Annotated in this window: 16 protein-coding genes; 15 read left to right on the plus strand and 1 reads right to left on the minus strand. The window is 67.7% G+C overall.

Annotation, left to right across the window (positions count from 1 at the left end):
• The first annotated feature begins 220 nt into the window (after positions 1–220).
• The 13 genes from pdhA (at position 221) to NGM07_RS12195 (ending at position 12,064) form a co-directional block, all read left to right on the plus strand.
• Positions 221–1,330 carry a pyruvate dehydrogenase (acetyl-transferring) E1 component subunit alpha gene (gene pdhA / locus NGM07_RS12135; RefSeq protein ID WP_253511780.1) on the plus strand — a complete coding sequence of 370 codons (1,110 nt, stop codon included), beginning with the start codon at positions 221–223 and terminating at the stop codon, positions 1,328–1,330.
• Between the two features lie 2 nt (positions 1,331–1,332).
• The gene (locus NGM07_RS12140; protein WP_253511783.1) at positions 1,333–2,334 is read left to right on the plus strand and encodes an alpha-ketoacid dehydrogenase subunit beta; all 1,002 of its coding nucleotides are present in this window, start codon (positions 1,333–1,335) and stop codon (positions 2,332–2,334) included.
• Position 2,335: 1 nt separating this feature from the next.
• Positions 2,336–3,928, plus strand: a complete 1,593-nt coding sequence (locus NGM07_RS12145; protein ID WP_253511786.1) for a dihydrolipoamide acetyltransferase family protein — start codon at positions 2,336–2,338, stop codon at positions 3,926–3,928.
• Positions 3,929–3,983: 55 nt separating this feature from the next.
• Entirely contained in the window at positions 3,984–5,006 is a 1,023-nt protein-coding gene (locus tag NGM07_RS12150; RefSeq protein ID WP_253511789.1) for an LLM class flavin-dependent oxidoreductase, read from the plus strand.
• Between the two features lie 131 nt (positions 5,007–5,137).
• Positions 5,138–6,280, plus strand: a complete 1,143-nt coding sequence (locus NGM07_RS12155) for an acyl-CoA dehydrogenase family protein (protein ID WP_253511792.1) — start codon at positions 5,138–5,140, stop codon at positions 6,278–6,280.
• Positions 6,281–6,466: 186 nt separating this feature from the next.
• Positions 6,467–6,835 carry a hypothetical protein gene (locus NGM07_RS12160; RefSeq protein WP_253511794.1) on the plus strand — a complete coding sequence of 123 codons (369 nt, stop codon included), beginning with the start codon at positions 6,467–6,469 and terminating at the stop codon, positions 6,833–6,835.
• A gap of 95 nt (positions 6,836–6,930) precedes the next feature.
• The gene (lpdA, locus tag NGM07_RS12165; RefSeq protein ID WP_253511797.1) at positions 6,931–8,355 is read left to right on the plus strand and encodes a dihydrolipoyl dehydrogenase; all 1,425 of its coding nucleotides are present in this window, start codon (positions 6,931–6,933) and stop codon (positions 8,353–8,355) included.
• A gap of 131 nt (positions 8,356–8,486) precedes the next feature.
• Complete coding sequence (locus tag NGM07_RS12170; RefSeq protein ID WP_253511800.1) at positions 8,487–8,696, plus strand: HVO_0649 family zinc finger protein; 210 nt, start codon at positions 8,487–8,489, stop codon at positions 8,694–8,696.
• Positions 8,697–8,823: 127 nt separating this feature from the next.
• Complete coding sequence (locus tag NGM07_RS12175; protein WP_253511803.1) at positions 8,824–9,030, plus strand: hypothetical protein; 207 nt, start codon at positions 8,824–8,826, stop codon at positions 9,028–9,030.
• A 482-nt stretch (positions 9,031–9,512) separates the two neighbouring features.
• The gene (pheA, locus tag NGM07_RS12180) at positions 9,513–10,319 is read left to right on the plus strand and encodes a prephenate dehydratase (RefSeq protein WP_253511806.1); all 807 of its coding nucleotides are present in this window, start codon (positions 9,513–9,515) and stop codon (positions 10,317–10,319) included.
• Between the two features lie 120 nt (positions 10,320–10,439).
• Positions 10,440–10,892 carry an Hsp20/alpha crystallin family protein gene (locus NGM07_RS12185; protein ID WP_253511809.1) on the plus strand — a complete coding sequence of 151 codons (453 nt, stop codon included), beginning with the start codon at positions 10,440–10,442 and terminating at the stop codon, positions 10,890–10,892.
• Positions 10,893–10,930: 38 nt separating this feature from the next.
• A complete protein-coding gene (locus NGM07_RS12190) occupies positions 10,931–11,383 on the plus strand; it encodes a peroxiredoxin (RefSeq protein ID WP_253511811.1) in 453 nt (150 codons plus the stop codon).
• A gap of 180 nt (positions 11,384–11,563) precedes the next feature.
• Positions 11,564–12,064, plus strand: a complete 501-nt coding sequence (locus tag NGM07_RS12195; protein ID WP_253511814.1) for a hypothetical protein — start codon at positions 11,564–11,566, stop codon at positions 12,062–12,064.
• Positions 12,065–12,132: 68 nt separating this feature from the next.
• Here the strand turns inward: NGM07_RS12195 and NGM07_RS12200 are convergent, their stop codons facing one another.
• On the minus strand, positions 12,133–12,555 hold the full coding sequence (locus NGM07_RS12200; RefSeq protein ID WP_253511817.1) for a hypothetical protein: 423 nt from the start codon (positions 12,553–12,555) through the stop codon (positions 12,133–12,135).
• A 141-nt stretch (positions 12,556–12,696) separates the two neighbouring features.
• Here NGM07_RS12200 and leuS point away from each other — a divergent pair, with 141 nt between their 5' ends.
• Both leuS and NGM07_RS12210 read left to right on the plus strand, forming a co-directional pair.
• Positions 12,697–15,624, plus strand: coding sequence for a leucine--tRNA ligase (gene leuS / locus NGM07_RS12205; protein ID WP_253511820.1), 2,928 nt, complete (start codon positions 12,697–12,699; stop codon positions 15,622–15,624).
• Positions 15,625–15,798: 174 nt separating this feature from the next.
• Positions 15,799–17,244, plus strand: coding sequence for a sugar porter family MFS transporter (locus tag NGM07_RS12210; RefSeq protein ID WP_253511823.1), 1,446 nt, complete (start codon positions 15,799–15,801; stop codon positions 17,242–17,244).
• Positions 17,245–17,300: the final 56 nt, after the last annotated feature.

The following is a 17,300-nucleotide window of genomic DNA, read 5'->3' on the forward strand; positions in this document are numbered from 1 at the left end:
CAATTTTTGCCGTTCGTCCATCCAACCCCGAGAACCGGCCGTAACAGGCGGACGAACGTCTATTATAGTTCGAAAAAATTTAGAAACACAGCCGAGCTTCGGCCGTAAATGTGGGTTTCAACGACAAAATGGCGCGAGAATAATACCTATGGAAAGTTGGTTACGAAAACCCTATAATGCGTGCGAGTGACCTATCGAATATGTCAGGACGGGTTCGACCGTGAGTGTTGTACACCAAGACCCCCGGGACCGCGTGCAAGTGCTGGACGAGGACGGCAACGTGGTGGAGGGCGCGGACGTGCCCGACCTCTCCGACGAGGAGTTGCTGGACATGTACCGCGAGATGCGGCTGGCGCGCCACTTCGACGAGCGCGCCGTGAGCCTCCAGCGCCAGGGACGGATGGGTACCTACCCGCCGCTGTCGGGCCAGGAGGGCGCCCAGGTCGCGAGCGCCCACGCGCTCGACCAGGACGACTGGCTGTTCCCGAGTTACCGCGAACACGGCGCGGCGCTGGTCCGGGGCCTGTCGCTCGAACGAACGCTACTGTACTGGATGGGCCACGAGCAGGGCAACGCCATCCCCGAGGATGCGAACATCTTCACCGTGGCGGTGCCCATCGCCACCCAGATTCCCCACGCCACCGGCGCGGCGTGGGCGTCGAAGCTCAAGGGCGAGGACAAGGCGTTCCTCTGCTACTTCGGCGACGGCGCGACCTCGGAGGGCGACTTCCACGAGGGGCTGAACTTCGCTGGCGTCTTCGACACCCCGTCGGTGTTCTTCTGTAACAACAACCAGTGGGCCATCTCGGTGCCGCGCGAGCGCCAGACCGCGAGCGAAACCATCGCCCAGAAGGCCCAGGCCTACGGCTTCGAGGGCGTGCAGGTCGACGGCATGGACCCGCTGGCGGTCTACAAGGTGACCCGCGAGGCCGTCGAGAAGGCCAGGAACCCCGACGAGGGCGAGCGTCGCCCGACGCTCATCGAGGCGGTCCAGTACCGCTTCGGCGCCCACACCACCGCCGACGACCCGTCGGTCTACCGCGACGAGGACGAGGTCGAGCAGTGGAAGCGCAAGGACCCCATCCCGCGGATGGAGAAGTTCCTGCGCAAGCAGGGACTGCTCGACGACGAGGCGGTCGCGGAGATAGAGGACGAGATCAAAGAGCGGGTCGCCGACGCCATCGACGCGGCTGAGCAGGTCGAGCGCCCCGACCCCGAGGAGATATTCGCGCACGTCTACGCCGACATGCCCAAGCGACTGCAGGAACAGCTCGAGTGGTTCGAGCGCATCCGCGAACAGTACGGCGACGAAGCACTTCTGGAGGACTGACAATGAGTCAAGCCGAAACCACCCAAGAAACGCAGAACCTGACGCTGGTCCAGGCGGTTCAAGACGGACTGTACACCGAGATGAAGCGCGACGAAGACGTGCTCGTGATGGGCGAGGACGTCGGGAAGAACGGCGGCGTGTTCCGCGCCACCGAGGGCCTCTACGACGAGTTCGGCGAGAACCGGGTCATCGACACGCCGCTGGCCGAATCCGGCATCGTCGGCACTGCCATCGGAATGGCCGCCTACGGGCTGAAGCCGGTGCCCGAGATGCAGTTCTCCGGGTTCATGTACCCCGCCTTCGACCAGATCGTGAGCCACGCCGCGCGCATGCGCACCCGGAGTCGCGGCCGGTTCACCTGCCCGATGGTCGTCCGCGCGCCATACGGCGGTGGCATCCGGGCGCCCGAACACCACTCCGAGTCGATGGAGGCGTTCTACGCCCACCAGCCCGGACTGAAGGTCGTCATCCCGAGCACGCCCTACGACACCAAGGGCCTGCTCACGTCGGCCATCCGCGACCCCGACCCGGTCATCTTCCTCGAACCGAAGCTCATCTATCGGGCGTTCCGCGGCGACGTCCCCGAGGAGTCCTACGAGGTCCCCATTGGCGAGGCCGCGGTCCGCCGGGAAGGCTCGGACATCTCGGTGTTCACGTGGGGCGCGATGACCCGCCCGACGATGGAGGCCGCCGAGCAGTTGGCGGACGAGATAGACGTCGAGGTCGTCGACCTCCGGACCGTCTCGCCGCTCGACGAGGACACCATCGTCGAGTCGTTCAAGAAGACCGGCCGGGCGGCGGTCGTCCACGAGGCGCCCAAGTCGGGCGGCCTCGGCGGCGAGATAACCTCCATCATCCAGGAGGAGGCGCTGCTCTACCAGGAGTCGCCGGTTGAGCGCATCACCGGCTTCGACACGCCGTTCCCGCTGTACGCGCTCGAAGACTACTATCTGCCCGAACCGGCCCGCATCAAGGAAGGCATCCGGGACGCGGTGAGCTTCTGACATGGTTCGAGAGTTCAAACTTCCCGACGTCGGCGAGGGCGTCAGCGAGGGCGAGATCGTCTCCTGGCTGGTCGAGGAGGGCGACGAGGTCTCCGAGGACCAGGCGGTCGCGGAGGTCGAAACCGACAAGGCCATCGTGGAGGTCCCCTCGCCGGTCAACGGTTCGGTCCGCGAGATTCTGGCCGAGGAGGGCGAGGTCGTCCCGGTCGGCAACATCATCATTACCTTCAACGTCGAGGGCGAGGAGGAGGAACCGGCCGCGGAGACGACCGAGTCGGCCGAGAGCGACCAGCAGACCGAGTCCCAGCAGGAAACCGCCGCAGAACCCGAGGTTTCGGAGGGCGAAGCCGGAGCCGCGGGCGACGAGGAGGTTTCGACCGGCGAGGGCCGCGTGTTCGCCGCGCCGAGCGCGCGCCGACTGGCCCGCGAACTCGGCGTCGACATCGCGACCGTCGAGGGGTCGGGCCCGAGCGGGCGCGTGACCGAGCAGGACGTGCAGGCGGCTACCGAAGGTGGCCAGTCCGGCGGTGAGGCCGGCGGACAGAGCACCGCCGGAGGCGAGGAGTCGGGCGCGGCGGCGCCCGACTCCGAGTTCGAACCCGCCGACGTTCAGGAGCCGTCGGCGGGCGCCGGCGCCGCCGGTTCCGGCGGCACCGGCGGTCCCGCACCGACCCCCGCGGAGGCGGCCGACCGCGACCGGACGCTGGCCGCGCCCGCGACCCGGCGACTCGCCGAGGAGCAGGGCGTGGACCTGAACGCCGTGCCCGCGAGCGAGGAGCGCGACGGTCAGGCGTTCGTCACACCCGAGGCCGTCATGGAGTACGCCGAGGCCCAACAGCAGGCCCAGCGAACCGACGCAGCCGCGGTTTCGGCGGGCGCCGCCGGCGAAACCGGCCCGCGCGAGGAGCGGATTCCGTACAAGGGCATCCGTAAGACCATCGGCGAGGCGATGTCGCGCTCGAAGTTCACCTCCCCGCACGTCACCCACCACGACACCGCGGTGGTCGACGACCTCGTCGAAACTCGCGGACGCCTCAAGCCGAAGGCCGAGGAGAGCGGCATCCGCCTGACCTACATGCCGTTCGTGATGAAGGCGGTCGTCGCGGCGCTCAAGCAACACCCGAAGCTCAACGCCGCGCTCGACGAGGAGGCGAGCGAAATCGTCCGGAAGAACTACTACAACATCGGCGTCGCGGCGGCGACCGACGCCGGCCTGATGGTGCCCGTGGTCGAGGACGTCGACCGGAAGGGCCTGCTCCAGATCTCCAGCGAGGTCAACGAACTGGTCCAGAAGGCCCGCGACCGCTCCATCGCCCGCGAGGAACTCCAGGGCTCGACGTTCACCATCACGAACTTCGGCGCCATCGGCGGCGAGTACGCGACGCCCATCCTCAACCACCCCGAGGTCGGCATCCTCGGCATCGGCGAACTCAAGCAGCGCCCGGTCGTCGAGGACGGCGAGGTCGTGGCCCGCCACACCCTGCCCATCTCGCTGTCCATCGACCACCGCATCGTCGACGGCGCCGACGCCGCGGCGTTCGGCAACACGTTCATCGAGTACGTCGAGAACCCCGAACTCCTGCTGCTGGAGTAGGGTACGAAATCGCTGGTAGCCAAACCGTTTTCCTTCGCAGTCCCCGAGTTCCGGTATGGAGCTCTCTGTCGTCGACCTCTCGCCGGTCCCCGACGGCGGCACCGCGACCGACGCCTACGCGAACACCGTCGAAGCCGCGAAGCAGGCCGAACGACTCGGCTACTCGCGGTTCTGGGTGGCCGAACACCACGGCATGGCCGACACCATCGCGGGCACGACGCCGGAGGTGCTGTTGGGCCACCTCGCGGCCGAGACCGACTCGATTCGGCTCGGCTCCGGGGCGGTGTTGCTCAACCATTACAGCCCGTTCAAAGTCGCCGAGGAGTTCGGCGCGCTCGACGCGCTCGCGCCCGGCCGCATCGACGCCGGCCTGGGGCGGGCCAACGGTTCGCCCGCCTCCGACCGCGCGCTCGGCACCGAGCGCCACGTCGAGAACCCCGACGAGGACCACGCCGAGAAGATAGAGGCCGTGGTCAACCACCTCTACGACGCCTACCCTGAGGGCCACCCCTACGCCGACCTGGCGATTCCGCGCTCGGGCGGCGACTCGCCCGTCCCGTGGGCGCTCGGGTCGAGTCCCTCCAGCGCGGCCATCGCGGCCGAACTCGGCCTGCCGTACTGCTTCGCCGCCTTCATCCGGCCGCAATTCGCCGCACACTCCTTCGAGGACTATCGGGACCAGTTCGAACCGTCGCGACTGCCCGGCGGCGTCGACGAACCTCGGGGAATCGTCGCGGTCAACGCGGTCTGCGCCGAGACGGACGAGGAGGCCGCCCGACTCCGGGCGGTGGCCGAGGCGACGTACAAGCGGATGCGCCGCGGCGAGGTCGGCACCAGGCCGTCGGTCGAGGAGGCCATCGACGAACTCGGCGGCGTCCCCGACCCGACGCCCGAGACGCTCGACCCCGGCGAGTGGCCGCGGTCGATCTCGGGAAGTCCCGAGACGCTCGCCGGCCTGCTGGAGCAACTCGCCGACCGCGTCGGCGTCGACGAGGTGATGATACAGCACGCGGTCGGCGACCACGAGCGGGCGCTCCGCTCGCACGAACTGCTGGCCGAGGGCGTGGGTATCTCGTAGTTTCTCGGGCGCTCGCCGCCGTCGCTTGCCGCCTCCACCGCTTGCGCTTCCGCCGCTTGCCGCCGACAGGAACGGCGACTCGCCGTTCCTGTCGGCGAAGCTATTAGTCGCTCCTCGTCGGTGGATACCCCATGCCGTTTCAGTTGACCGAGGACCAGCGCGCGCTCCGCGAGGAAGTCCAGGCGTTCGCCGAGTCGGAGATTCGACCGCGAGCCATCGAACTCGACCGCGAGGAGCGCTATCCGGGCGACATCCTCGACGAGTGCGCCGACCGGGGGTACGCCGGCGTCACGCTCCCCGAGGAGTACGGCGGTCGCGGAGAGGGACTCGTGGAACTCGTCGTCGTTATCGAGGAACTCGCGGCGGGGATGATGACCGTCGCCAGCGCGCTGGCGCTCAACCTCGGCGTCGCCACCGTCGTCGAGCGGTTCGGCACCGACGACCAGCGCGAGCGATTCCTGGCCGAGATGGCGCGCTACGAGACGGTAGGCGCGCTCGGACTCAGCGAGGCGAACGCCGGGGCGAACAAACTCGAGATGGAGACGACCGCCGAACCGGACGGGGATGAGTGGGTCCTCGACGGTCACAAGCAGTGGGTGACGAACTTCGAGCGCGCCGACTACGTGCTGACCTACGCCAAGACCGGCCCGGACGCCGACGCGCCGCACAACATCAGCGCCTTCCTCGTCCCGGCCGAGGAGTTCGAGGTCGAGGAGGTGTGGGAGACGCTCGGGGCGCGGAACGTCAAGTCCCCGCGCGTGCGCCTCGACGGCGTTCGCGTGCCCGACGCGAACCGGGTCGGCGAGGAAGGCGAGGCGTACGTCCAGCGCGGGACGATTCACAACGGCGTCAACGTTCCGGCGCGCGGCGCGGGCATCGCCCGCGCCGCGCTGGAGGACACCGTGGCGTACACGAGCGAACGCGCGCAGTTCGACCACCCCATCGGCGACTTCCAGGGCGTCCGCTGGCGCGTCGCGGAGATGACCCAGCGGGCCGACGCCGCCCGCCTGCTGACCCTGCGCGCGGCCGACTTGGTAGACAGCGGCGAGGACGCGACTCGGGAACTCGCCGCGGCGAAGGTGTACGCGACCGAGGCCGCCGTCGAGAACGCCAACGACGCGATGCAGTTCCACGGCGGGCAGGGCTACACCACCGAGCACCACGTCGAGCGCTACCTCCGCGACGCGCGCCTGCTGACCATCGCGGGCGGGCCGAACGAGGGCCACCGTGACAAACTCGCCGACGCGGTGTACTCGGAGTCGGCGGGCGAGTGAGAACCGCGGCCGCGTTGCCGAAGCAGGCGAGGGTCTTCACCGACGCGCCGCGCGGACGTGCACCGAAAGATTAGTAACCTGATAGTACTTCTGCGGAAAATACATTCGATGATGGTCTCCCGCAGACAACTTCTCGTCGCCGCCGGAGTATCGGTTCTCGGGGGCGTAGGGATGGCGTACGAAGTGATGAATTCACCGGTCGAAGCGACGGGCAGTTCGGAGTCGGGTACGCTCTGCGTTGCAACTGCCCTGACCTCACCCGACGGAACGCTCAGTATCCACGGCGTGCAGGTAAACGAGACGACGGTTTCGGTCTCCTACGACGTTATATCCGACCGTCCCGTCGAGACAGTCGCCGTCGTGGTCGACGGCGAGGTGGTGACCAGTCGGCCCTGGAACGGCGACAAAGCGGAACTCACCTTCTCGCACGACGGACCGGTCACGTTCGAACTGCAAGCGCGCTCGAAGGACGGACGAGTGCTCGATTACGCGGAGATACTGGCAGAGTGCGGCCCCGCGGAGGAGGTGACGGGCGGCACGTCGGGTCGCGACTAATCGCTCTCGATTACTCCGCGCCAAACGCTAGCACGTCTACCTCCGGTGGTAAAATCCGCCTGATTTTTCACCCGGTAGCGCGATTTTCGAGACACATGGTCGTCGGAGACATCTCCACCGGAACGGACGTACTCGTGATCGGCGCCGGACCGGGCGGCTACGTCGCCGCCATCCGCGCGGGCCAGCTCGGCAAGGACGTGACGCTGGTCGAGAAGGACGCGGTCGGCGGGGTCTGCCTCAACTACGGCTGCATCCCCTCGAAGGCGATGATAACGGCCTCGGACCTCGCGTACGACGCGGGCGACGCCGAGGAGATGGGCATCTACGCCGACCCCACGGTCGAACTCGCCGAGATGGTCGGCTGGAAGGACGGCGTGGTCGACCAACTCACCGGCGGCGTCGAAAAGCTCTGCAAGGCCAACGGCGTCGAGATAATGGAGGGTCGGGCGGAGTTCGCCGACGAGAACAAGGCCCGCATCGTCCACGGCGGCGAGGGCCAGGGCGCCGAGACCGTCGAGTTCGACCACGCCATCGTCTCGACCGGGTCGAAGCCCATCCAGATTCCGGGCTTCGACTTCAGCGACGACCCCGTGCTCGACTCCCGGCAGGCGCTCGCGCTCGAGGAGATTCCCCAGAGCCTCGTCATCGTCGGCGCGGGCTACATCGGGATGGAACTGGCGGGCGTCTTCGCCAAACTCGGCACCGACGTGACCGTCGTGGAGATGCTCGACTCCATCCTGCCGGGCTACGAGGACGACTTGGCCCGCCCGGTCAAGAAGAATGCCGAGGAACTCGGTATCGACTTCCACTTCGGTGAGGCCGCCAAGGACTGGGAGGAGTCCGGCGACGGCATCACCGTCCGGACCGAGGACGCCGACGAGAACGTCTCGGAGTTCGGCGCCGAGAAGGTGCTCGTGGCGGTCGGGCGCACCCCCGTCACCGACACCCTCGAACTGGAAAACGCCGGCGTCGAGACGACCGAGGACGGCTTCATCGAAACCGACGACCGCGCGCGGACTAACGTCGAGCACATCCACGCCATCGGCGACGTGGCCGGCGAACCGATGCTCGCCCACAAGGCCAGCAAGGAGGGCATCGTCGCCGCCGAGGTCATCGCGGGCGAACCCTCGGCGCTCGACTACCAGGCGGTCCCCGCCGCCGTCTTCACCGACCCCGAAATCGGCACGGTCGGGATGACCGAGGAGGAGGCCGAGGCGCAGGGCTTCGAACCGGCGGTCGGCCAGTTCCCGTTCCGCGCCAGCGGTCGGGCGCTCACGACGGGCGAGGCCGACGGCTTCGTCCGCATCGTCGCCGACGAACCGAGCGGGTTCATCCTGGGCGCCCAAATCGTCGGCCCCGAGGCCTCGGAACTCATCGCGGAGATGGGCCTGGCCATCGAAATGGGCGCGACGCTGGAGGACGTGGCCGCGACCATCCACACCCACCCGACACTTTCGGAGGCCGTGATGGAGGCCGCCGAGAACGCGCTGGGCCACGCGATTCACACGCTGAATCGGTGAACTTTCCGCGCTTCCGTCGGCTCTTCTGCTTTCTCGTCGTTTCTGTGCCTGGAATCACTGCGAACGCGTAAACTGCTTCGCCGACCCTGATAGTGATAAGAGTTAACATCTGGCAATACGTAGTCCGACGCATGAGTCGCGCCAGAGACGATGGACTCTCGGCGTTCGACCGACTCCGGTCGCGCTACGACCGCGAGGACCTGCGGTGTCCGGCCTGCGGCTACGAGGACGCCGAGGGTCGCTGGCTCGCGGCCACCAGCGGCGAGCGCGTCCGGTACCGTCACGTCTGCCCGAGTTGCGGCAACATCCGGAGTCGGGAGTTCCGGTTCGGCGACGAGTGAGTTCGGGTCGGTTCGGGCGTGGAGCGTTTTCCGTCGTCGAGTTCATTCGAATCGTCGGCAGCGCGTAGCCTGTGGAGTGAACTTGACAGACCAGAAAGCACTTGGCTAGCCGCGACACCCTCCGCGTATGACTTCGCGGACGGTAGCCGGCCTCCCCCTCGTCGTCGGCCTCGGACTCGGCTACTGGGCGGTCTACACGCATCTCCGGATAGCCGAGCAGTTGCGAGCGGGGCGCTGCGACGGGTGCGAACCGTGGCATCCGTTGTTCGTCGCGGCGCTCGTCGGTAGCGCGGCGTTCGTCCTAGTTTCGCTGGTGCTCTTCTCCCGACGGTAACGGTCGCGATGGACGACTCGTCTCGCGATTCGGCGAACTTCGACGACCGCTACTCGCACGGTACAAGCGAGTACCGTAACCGCGACCGCAACGACAACTGCGACCGCGACTCGCACGACGCAACTGAAACCGCACTGCAACCGCGACCGCATCGCGCCACACGCCTCCCCAACCGACTGCGGTCCTCGGCCACTCGCTTCGCTCGTGTCTTACGGTCCTCGTCCACCGTCGGAGCCTCGCTCCGACGAGCCTGCACTCGCTTCGCTCGTGCAGGCCTCGCGCGGAGAAGGCGCGACACGAGGTCGCGCCAGCACGCGCCGACCTGAAAGGAGGCGCTTCCGTCACCGGTTCCGAGAGTTTATATCCGAAGCCGAGGCCAACGCTGTGCATGTCCACACTCCGTTCCTCCCCGCCACACTCTTCCGCCCGGAAAATCTGTCACACCCGACGGCCTTTTAATCGCCTCCGCGAAACACACGCCCATGCAAGCAGTCACCCTCGGCCCCGAGGGAACCTACTCCCACCGTGCAGCGAGCGCCGTCGCCGACGACGTGGAGTTCCGCGAGTCGGTCACGGCCATCGTCGAGGCCGTCGCCGACGGCGAGTTCGACCGCGGGGTCGTCCCTATCGAGAACAGCATCGAGGGCAGCGTCACCGAGACCCTGGACGCCATCGCCGACCACGAGGTCGCGGCGGTCAGGGAACTCGTCACCCCGATTCGCCACGCCCTGCTCGCCCAGTCCGAGGACTTCTCTGTCGTTGCCAGCCACTCCCAGGCGCTCGCGCAGTGCCGGTCGTTCCTCGAATCGGAGTACCCCGACACCGACCTCGAAGCGGTCGCCAGCACCGCCCGCGGGGTCGAACACGCCCGCGAGAACCCCGACGTGGCGGCCATCGGCCATCCCAAGAACGCGGGCGAGGACCTCACGGTGGTCGCAGAGGGCATCCAGGACCGGACCTCGAACGCGACCCGGTTCTTCGTCGTCGCGCCCGCCGAGGAAGGGTCGGAGGCCGGCGGGAAGTCCTCGCTGGTCGTCTACCCGAACGCCAACTACCCCGGCCTGTTACTCGAACTCCTCGAACCGTTCGCCGACCGCGACGTCAACCTTACCCGTGTCGAGTCCCGACCGAGCGGCGAGCGACTCGGCGACTACGTCTTCCACGTCGACTTCGCGGCGGGCCTCTACGAGGACCGCGCCCGCGAGGCCGTCGAGGAGGTCGAGGAACTCGCCGAGAACGGGTGGGTCCGCCGCCTCGGGTCGTACGACACCGAGCACGTCGTCCACTGAGTGGCCGTCCGGTTCCGCGGTCCCCGCCCTGGCGCCTCGCCGACCCCTAGTCGGACTGAATTTTTAAGGGCGAACGCGACGAACCCTCTCTGGGCGACCGAACGCCCGATGGGGGAAACTATGGACCGACGACGAAATCCGTTCAAGGAGATCGAAGAGATGTTCGACCGCATGGGCCGCCAGTTCGAGGAGTCGATGGGCGGCATGGGCGGTATGGGCGACATGAGTGGCATGGGCGAACAGATGTCGATGGACGTGGCCGACCACGGCGAGGAGTACGTGGTCACCGCCGACCTGCCCGGCTTCGAGAAGGAGGACATCGAAGTCTCGCTGCGCGAGGACCAGCTAACCATCCGCGCCGAACACGCCGAGGAGCGCGAGGAAGGCGACGAGAGCGACGGCCAGTACCTCCGCAAGGAGCGCCGCCACCAGTCGACCAGTCGCTCGGTGACGCTGCCCGGCGAGGTCGACGAGCAGGGCGTCTCCGCCCAGTACCGCAACGGCGTACTGACGGTGACGCTGCCGAAGGCGACCAGCGACGACGGCGACTCGCACAGCATCGACATCAGCTAAGCGCAACTTCCTTGCCGCTTCGGGCGCAACCGTCGGCCATGACGCTCGAACCCGGAGACGACGCGCCGACGGTGACGGCCGAGAACCAGCGCGGCGAAGTCGTCACGCTCGACTTCGCGGAACCGACGGTGCTGTACTTCTACCCGCGGGACGACACGCCGGGTTGTACCGTCGAGGCCGAGCAGTTCGACGCCGAACTCGAATCCTACCGCGACGCCGAGGTCGCCGTCTACGGCGTCTCGACCGACGACGTCGAGAGCCACGAGGCGTTCGCCGACAAGTACGACCTCGGCTTCGACCTGTTGGCAGACCCCGACGGCGAGGTCGCCGACGCCTTCGGCGTCGAAACTGCCCGCGGCGCGGCCCCGCGGACGACCTTCGTCCTCGCCGACGGCGAGGTGCAGGCGGTCTACGAGGGCGTCGACCCCGACGGCCACGCCCGCGACGTGCTGAGCGACATGCTCGACGACGGGTTGGCGGCGCTGGACTGAAACCGCCGACCCGGGAATCGCACGACCGCCGGCCGGAGGTCGCGCGTCCGGCCGCGACGACGTCGCGGCCGGGCGCGCGAACGTCCACGCTGAGGACTATGCCGAGAAACCATGCCATGGGATCACGCCGAGAAACCACACCATCGGTAGCGTTTTTCTCCGGCGCGTCGAACACCCGCCATGAGCCGCGAGTCCGACGCGCCCGGCGCTTCCGGCGGCTACGACCCGTCGCTCCGGGCCAAACTCGTCGGCGGCGTCCAGTGGGCGGTCACCGGCTACTTCGTCTTCGCGCTCGCGTTCTTCGCTGTCGGATGGTACCTCCGCGCCACCAGGGCGATGTTCTCGCTGTCGGTCCGGGAGGAACTGGTCGGCTTCCTGCTGGCGGCGTTCGTCGGCGGATACGGCTGGGTCGCCCTGCGGACGCGCTCGGCCGCGGCCGAGCGCGTCGCCCACGTCCGCCGAATCGAAGTCGTGGTCACCCTGCTGGTGCTGGGCTTTTTCCTCCCGGTCGCGGCGATGGTCGTCCTCAGCCTGTTCGGTTTGCCGATGCTCGACCTCGTTCCCGGCGTTAGCTACGCGCTGACGCTCGTATTCTCGTACGGGTTGGTGTACGGACTCGGCCAGCGATTCTTCGTCGGGCCGAAGGCGGCGCCGGAGTCGGAACTGGACGAGTGGTCGTGACGCGAGAAGTCGGAGCGACCCGGCGGGCGTCCATCGACGCCGACGATGGATGCGTCGAGAAGGGACGTTCAGGACGCCGCCTCGGTCGCGGCCGAACCTCTAGGTCGTCCCACCGTCAGGAGGACGGCCGCGACCAGCATGAGGAGTCCGAACGGGAGGACGTACAGCCCCACGCTGAAGAGGCTAATTCCGGCGAAGAGGGTCCCGGCTATCGCGACCGCCCAGACGCTTCCCAGCTTCCGGGTTCGAACCCAGTACCCGCCGGCAAGCGCGGCCGCGAGTAGCACCAGCGCCCAGAACAGGATGACCGGCGCGTTGGCGGCCTCCAGACTCCCCGAGAGGTGCGGCACGCCGTCGAAGACGACGTACGGGAGGACCGACGTCCAGAGCAGTCCGACGGCCCCGGCGATACCCGCCGCCGCCGCGAGCAGTCCGACGACCCCGCCGAGCGTCGCCGGCCACGTGCCGGCGGACTTGAATCCGGGTGACATCGAGCTGAATGCTTGCTCCGCCCTCATATAAGCGTTCTCACCGTTCCGGGGGTGACGCACCTCGGCACCGTCGCCGCCTGACAGGTCGACCAGTCAGGTGCGACCCCTCTTTTCTTCCCGGTTCGTACCGTTACGCGTTCCATGGACTACGACCCGCGAGAAATCGAGCGGGAGTGGCAGGACCGCTGGGCGCGGGAGGGTCGATACGAGGCCGACCCGCCCGCGGAGACGGACGCCGAAGCCGACGAGGACGCCACCTTCGTCACCGTCCCCTACCCCTACCCCAGCGGCGGGATGCACATCGGCCACGCCCGTACCTACACCGTCCCGGACGTGTACGCCCGTTACCGCCGTTTGCAGGGCGACAACGTCCTGTTCCCGCTCGCCTGGCACGTCACCGGCACGCCCATCGTCGGCGCCGTCGAGCGACTGAAGAAGCGCGAGGAAGACCAGATGTCGGTCCTCCGGGACACCTACGGCGTCCCGGAGGAGACGCTGGCCGACCTGGAGACGCCGATGGGGTTCGCCCGCTACTTCGTCGAGGAGCACTACAAGAAGAACATGAAGGCGCTGGGGCTGTCCATCGACTGGCGCCGGGAGTTCACCACCAACGACGACCGCTATTCGAAGTTCGTCACCTGGCAGTACGAGACGCTCAAAGAGCGGGGCCTGCTGGAGAAGGGCCTGCACCCCGTGAAGTTCTGCACGAACGAGCGCAACCCGGTCACGACTCACGACTTGCTGGAGGGCGAGGAGGCGGAGTTCCAGGAGTACACGCTCGTCAAGTTCCGCGCGTCGCGAAGCGACGCGGACCGGACGAGCGGCGACGAGCCGCGAGACGCCGACGGCGAGGGCGCGGTCTATCCGATGGCGACACTGCGACCCGAGACGGTTCGCGGCGTGACCAACGCCTTCGTGAACCCCGACGCCGAGTACGTCAGCGCCACCGTCGACGGAGAAGCGTGGGTCGTGAGCGCCGATGCCGCCGAGAAACTCGAACTCCAGGCTCACGACGTCGAAGTCGAGGACGAGTTCTCGGGCGCCGACCTGGTGGGCGGTCGAGTCTCGAACCCCGTCACCGGCGAGAACGTCCTGCTGCTGCCGGCGTCGTTCGTCGACTCCGACAACGCGACGGGCGTGGTGATGTCGGTGCCCGCCCACAGCCCCGACGACTACGTTGCGCTCCGGGAGGCGCAGGCCGACGCCGACGAACTCGCCGACTACGGCGTCGACCCCGACGAAGTCCGGGCCATCGAACCGAAGTCGATTCTGGACGTGGAGGGGTACGGCGAGGTACCGGCACGAGACGCCGTCGAAACCGCGGGAATCGAGGGGAGCGACGACCCTGACCTCCACGAGGTGACCGCCGACCTCTACCAGGCGGAGTTCCACAAGGGTCGCCTCCGCGAGGTGTACGGCGAGTACGCCGGCGGAGTCGTCGAGGAGGTCCGCGACGAACTGAGAGCCGACTACGAGTCCCGGGGCGCGTTCGGGTCGATGTACGAGTTCAGCGAGGAGGTCGTCTGCCGGTGCGGCGGCGACGTCGAGGTCGCCGAACAGGAGACGTGGTTCCTGCGGTACGACGACGAGGGGTGGAAGGCGAAGGCCCACGAGGCGGTCGCGCAACTCGACGCCATCCCGGAAAACACCCGCGAGCAGTACGACCACACCGTCGACTGGCTCAACGAGTGGCCGGCCATCCGCAACTACGGACTGGGCACCCGCCTGCCGTGGGACGAGGAGTTCGTCATCGAACCGCTGTCGGACTCGACCATCTACATGGCCTACTACACCGTCGCCCACCGCCTGCGGGACGTGCCGGTCGAGGACCTCGACCGGGAGTTCTTCGACACGCTCTTTTATGGTCCCGAGAGCGTCGATTCTCCCGACGAAACCGCGCTCGAACTCCGCGAGGAGTGGGACTACTGGTATCCGGTCGACTACCGGTGTTCGGGCAACGACCTCATCAGCAACCACCTGACCTTCTTCCTGTTCCACCACGCCGAACTGTTCGAGCCGCCGAAGTGGCCCGAGGGCATCACCGTGATGGGGATGGGCTTGCTGGAGGGCGAGAAGATGTCGTCCTCGAAGGGCCACGTCGTCCTGCCGAGTGACGCCATCGAGGAGTACGGCGCCGACACGGTCCGGTTCTTCCTGCTGAACTCCGCGGAACCGTGGCAGGACTACGACTGGCGGGCCGACCAGGTCCGGTCGACCCACGACCAGTTGGCGCGGTTCTGGTCGCGGGCGAACGAGATTATCGAGGAGGACGACGTGCGAGACGGCGACGAGACACCCGACTTGAAGCGCGCCGACCGCTGGCTCCTGTCGAAACTCCAGTCGACGGTGCGCGACACCACCGACGCCCTGGAGCGGTTCGAAACCCGGACCGCCAGCCAGACCGCCTTCTACAACTTCGAGGAGCACCTGAAGTGGTACCGCAAGCGGGCCGACCTCGATAGGCCGGGCGCGTCGTGGACCCTGCGGGAGGTCCTCCGGACCCGCCTCCGCCTGCTGGAACCGTTCGTCCCCTACCTGACCAACGAACTGTCCGAGCGACTCGAAGGCGTCCCGGCCGAGGACGCCGACTGGCCCGAACCTGACCCCGAGTTCGAGAGCGTCCGGACCGAAGTCGAGGAGTCGCTGGTCGCCGACCTGACCGAGGACGTCCGGGACATCGTCGGCGTGACCGACGCCGACCCCGAGACGATTCGGGTGTACGTCGCCGCCGACTGGAAGCGCACCGTGCTCGACGAGGTCGTTCAGACCGGCCCCGACGTGGGCGCGGTGATGGGGAAGGTGATGCAGCACGAGGGCCTGCGCGAGCGCGGGAACGAGGTCAACGACCTCGTCCAGGACCTCGTGTCGGTCGTCCGCGAGCGCCCCGACGACGAAGTCGAGGCGCTGACCGCGGTGGACGAACGCGCCGTCTACGAGGACGCCCGGCGGTTCCTCGAACGCGAGTTCGACGCCGAGGTCGAGATCTACGAGGAGGGCGAGGAGGCCTACGACCCCGCCGAGAAGGCCGGGAACGCCGCGCCGCTCCGGCCCGCGGTTCACCTGGAGTGAACCGGAACGGGACGCAGTTCGTCCTCGCGCGCCGTCTCCGACGATTCCTTCGGACGAAAAACAAATAAACTGGACCTGTTCGCGGTGTTTCCAGACAACCGGAGATTATAATGGATTTCTACCGACTATTTATCGGAAATTATGTGGGTTATGGTGTAGAATTCTTGTGAACGGATGTCATCGGAGCACTCGGTACGGTCGGACGACGGACGAAATCGCTTCGTCTACGTGACCGCCGCGCTCGCCGCGCTGAACGGACTCCTGTTCGGGTTCGACACGGGCATCATCTCCGGCGCGTTCCTGTTCATCAAGCGCACCTTCGAGATGTCGTCGCTGTTCGGCGTCCCGATGGACCCGTCGCTCGTCGGCGGACTGGTCGTCAGCGGGGCGCTGGTCGGCGCCATCGTCGGGGCGGCGCTCGGCGGGACGCTCGCCGACCGCATCGGTCGTCGTCGGCTCATTCTCGTCGGGGCGGTGGTGTTCTTCGTCGGGTCGTTCATCATGGCCGTCGCGCCCAACGTCGAGGTGCTGCTGGTCGGGCGCGTCGTCGACGGCGTGGCCATCGGCTTCGCCTCGATGGTCGGCCCGCTGTACATCTCCGAGATTTCGCCGCCGAAGATACGCGGGTCGCTCGTCTCGCTCAACCAACTCGCGGTCACGACCGGCATCCTCGTCTCGTACTTCGTGAACTACGCCTTCGCCGACGCGGGCGCGTGGCGGTGGATGCTCGGCACCGGGATGGTGCCCGCGCTCGTGCTCGCGGTGGCGATGGTGTTCATGCCCGAGAGCCCCCGATGGCTCGTCGAGCAGGGCCGCGAGTCGGACGCCCGCGACGTGCTCGCCCGCACGCGGAGCGAGGACCGAATCGACGACGAGATGTCCGAAATCGAACGGACCGCCCAGGCCCAGGAGGACACCGGCCTCTCGGACCTCCTCGAATCGTGGATTCGACCCGCGCTCGTCGTCGGAGTCGGACTCGCCGTCTTCCAGCAGGTCACCGGCATCAACACGGTCATCTACTACGCGCCGACCATCCTCGAATCGACCGGCTTCGGGAGTTCGGTTTCCATCCTCGCAACGGTCGGCATCGGCGTCGTCAACGTCGCCACGACCGTCGCGGCGGTCCTGCTCGTCGACCGGAAGGGCCGCCGCCCGCTCCTGCTCGCTGGCGTCGCGGGCATGACCGTGACGCTCGTCGTCCTCGGGGCGGCGTTCCACCTGCCGGGGCTGTCGGGGGTCGTAGGCTGGGTCGCGACCGGGAGCCTGATGCTCTACGTCGCGTGCTTCGCCATCGGACTCGGCCCGGTGTTCTGGCTGCTCATCTCTGAAATCTACCCGCTGAAGGTCCGCGGGACGGCGATGGGCGTCGTCACCGTCGCCAACTGGGCGGCCAACCTCGCCGTCTCGCTGACGTTCCCGATGCTCGTCGACGCCATCGCCAAGTCCGGCACCTTCTGGCTGTACGCGGTCTTGAGCGCCGCTGCGCTGGCGTTCACGTACTTCCTGGTGCCCGAGACGAAGGGTCGGTCGCTGGAGGACATCGAGTCGGACCTGCGGGAGAAGGCGCTCGGCGGCGCGAGCGCGGTCGGCGACCGGCCGTCGGAAGAGCGGGCCGACTGAGTCCCCGGCGACCTGCCGTAGCGTCCCTGCCGTGACGGCCGAACTGACCGACGCCG

The sequence above is a fragment of the Halorussus vallis genome, from assembly GCF_024138165.1.
GTDB classification, from domain to species: domain Archaea; phylum Halobacteriota; class Halobacteria; order Halobacteriales; family Haladaptataceae; genus Halorussus; species Halorussus vallis.

What these genes read in the sequence shown, in the direction of transcription:
- NGM07_RS12140 (WP_253511783.1), top strand. Translation starts at nt 1,333, where the DNA reads ATGAGTCAAGCCGAAACCACCCAAGAAACGCAGAACCTGACGCTGGTC.
- NGM07_RS12145 (WP_253511786.1), top strand. Translation starts at nt 2,336, where the DNA reads ATGGTTCGAGAGTTCAAACTTCCCGACGTCGGCGAGGGCGTCAGCGAG.
- NGM07_RS12150 (WP_253511789.1), top strand. Translation starts at nt 3,984, where the DNA reads ATGGAGCTCTCTGTCGTCGACCTCTCGCCGGTCCCCGACGGCGGCACC.
- NGM07_RS12155 (WP_253511792.1), top strand. Translation starts at nt 5,138, where the DNA reads ATGCCGTTTCAGTTGACCGAGGACCAGCGCGCGCTCCGCGAGGAAGTC.
- NGM07_RS12160 (WP_253511794.1), top strand. Translation starts at nt 6,467, where the DNA reads ATGAATTCACCGGTCGAAGCGACGGGCAGTTCGGAGTCGGGTACGCTC.
- lpdA (WP_253511797.1), top strand. Translation starts at nt 6,931, where the DNA reads ATGGTCGTCGGAGACATCTCCACCGGAACGGACGTACTCGTGATCGGC.
- NGM07_RS12170 (WP_253511800.1), top strand. Translation starts at nt 8,487, where the DNA reads ATGAGTCGCGCCAGAGACGATGGACTCTCGGCGTTCGACCGACTCCGG.
- NGM07_RS12175 (WP_253511803.1), top strand. Translation starts at nt 8,824, where the DNA reads ATGACTTCGCGGACGGTAGCCGGCCTCCCCCTCGTCGTCGGCCTCGGA.
- pheA (WP_253511806.1), top strand. Translation starts at nt 9,513, where the DNA reads ATGCAAGCAGTCACCCTCGGCCCCGAGGGAACCTACTCCCACCGTGCA.
- NGM07_RS12185 (WP_253511809.1), top strand. Translation starts at nt 10,440, where the DNA reads ATGGACCGACGACGAAATCCGTTCAAGGAGATCGAAGAGATGTTCGAC.
- NGM07_RS12190 (WP_253511811.1), top strand. Translation starts at nt 10,931, where the DNA reads ATGACGCTCGAACCCGGAGACGACGCGCCGACGGTGACGGCCGAGAAC.
- NGM07_RS12195 (WP_253511814.1), top strand. Translation starts at nt 11,564, where the DNA reads ATGAGCCGCGAGTCCGACGCGCCCGGCGCTTCCGGCGGCTACGACCCG.
- NGM07_RS12200 (WP_253511817.1), bottom strand. Translation starts at nt 12,555, where the DNA reads ATGTCACCCGGATTCAAGTCCGCCGGCACGTGGCCGGCGACGCTCGGC.
- leuS (WP_253511820.1), top strand. Translation starts at nt 12,697, where the DNA reads ATGGACTACGACCCGCGAGAAATCGAGCGGGAGTGGCAGGACCGCTGG.
- NGM07_RS12210 (WP_253511823.1), top strand. Translation starts at nt 15,799, where the DNA reads ATGTCATCGGAGCACTCGGTACGGTCGGACGACGGACGAAATCGCTTC.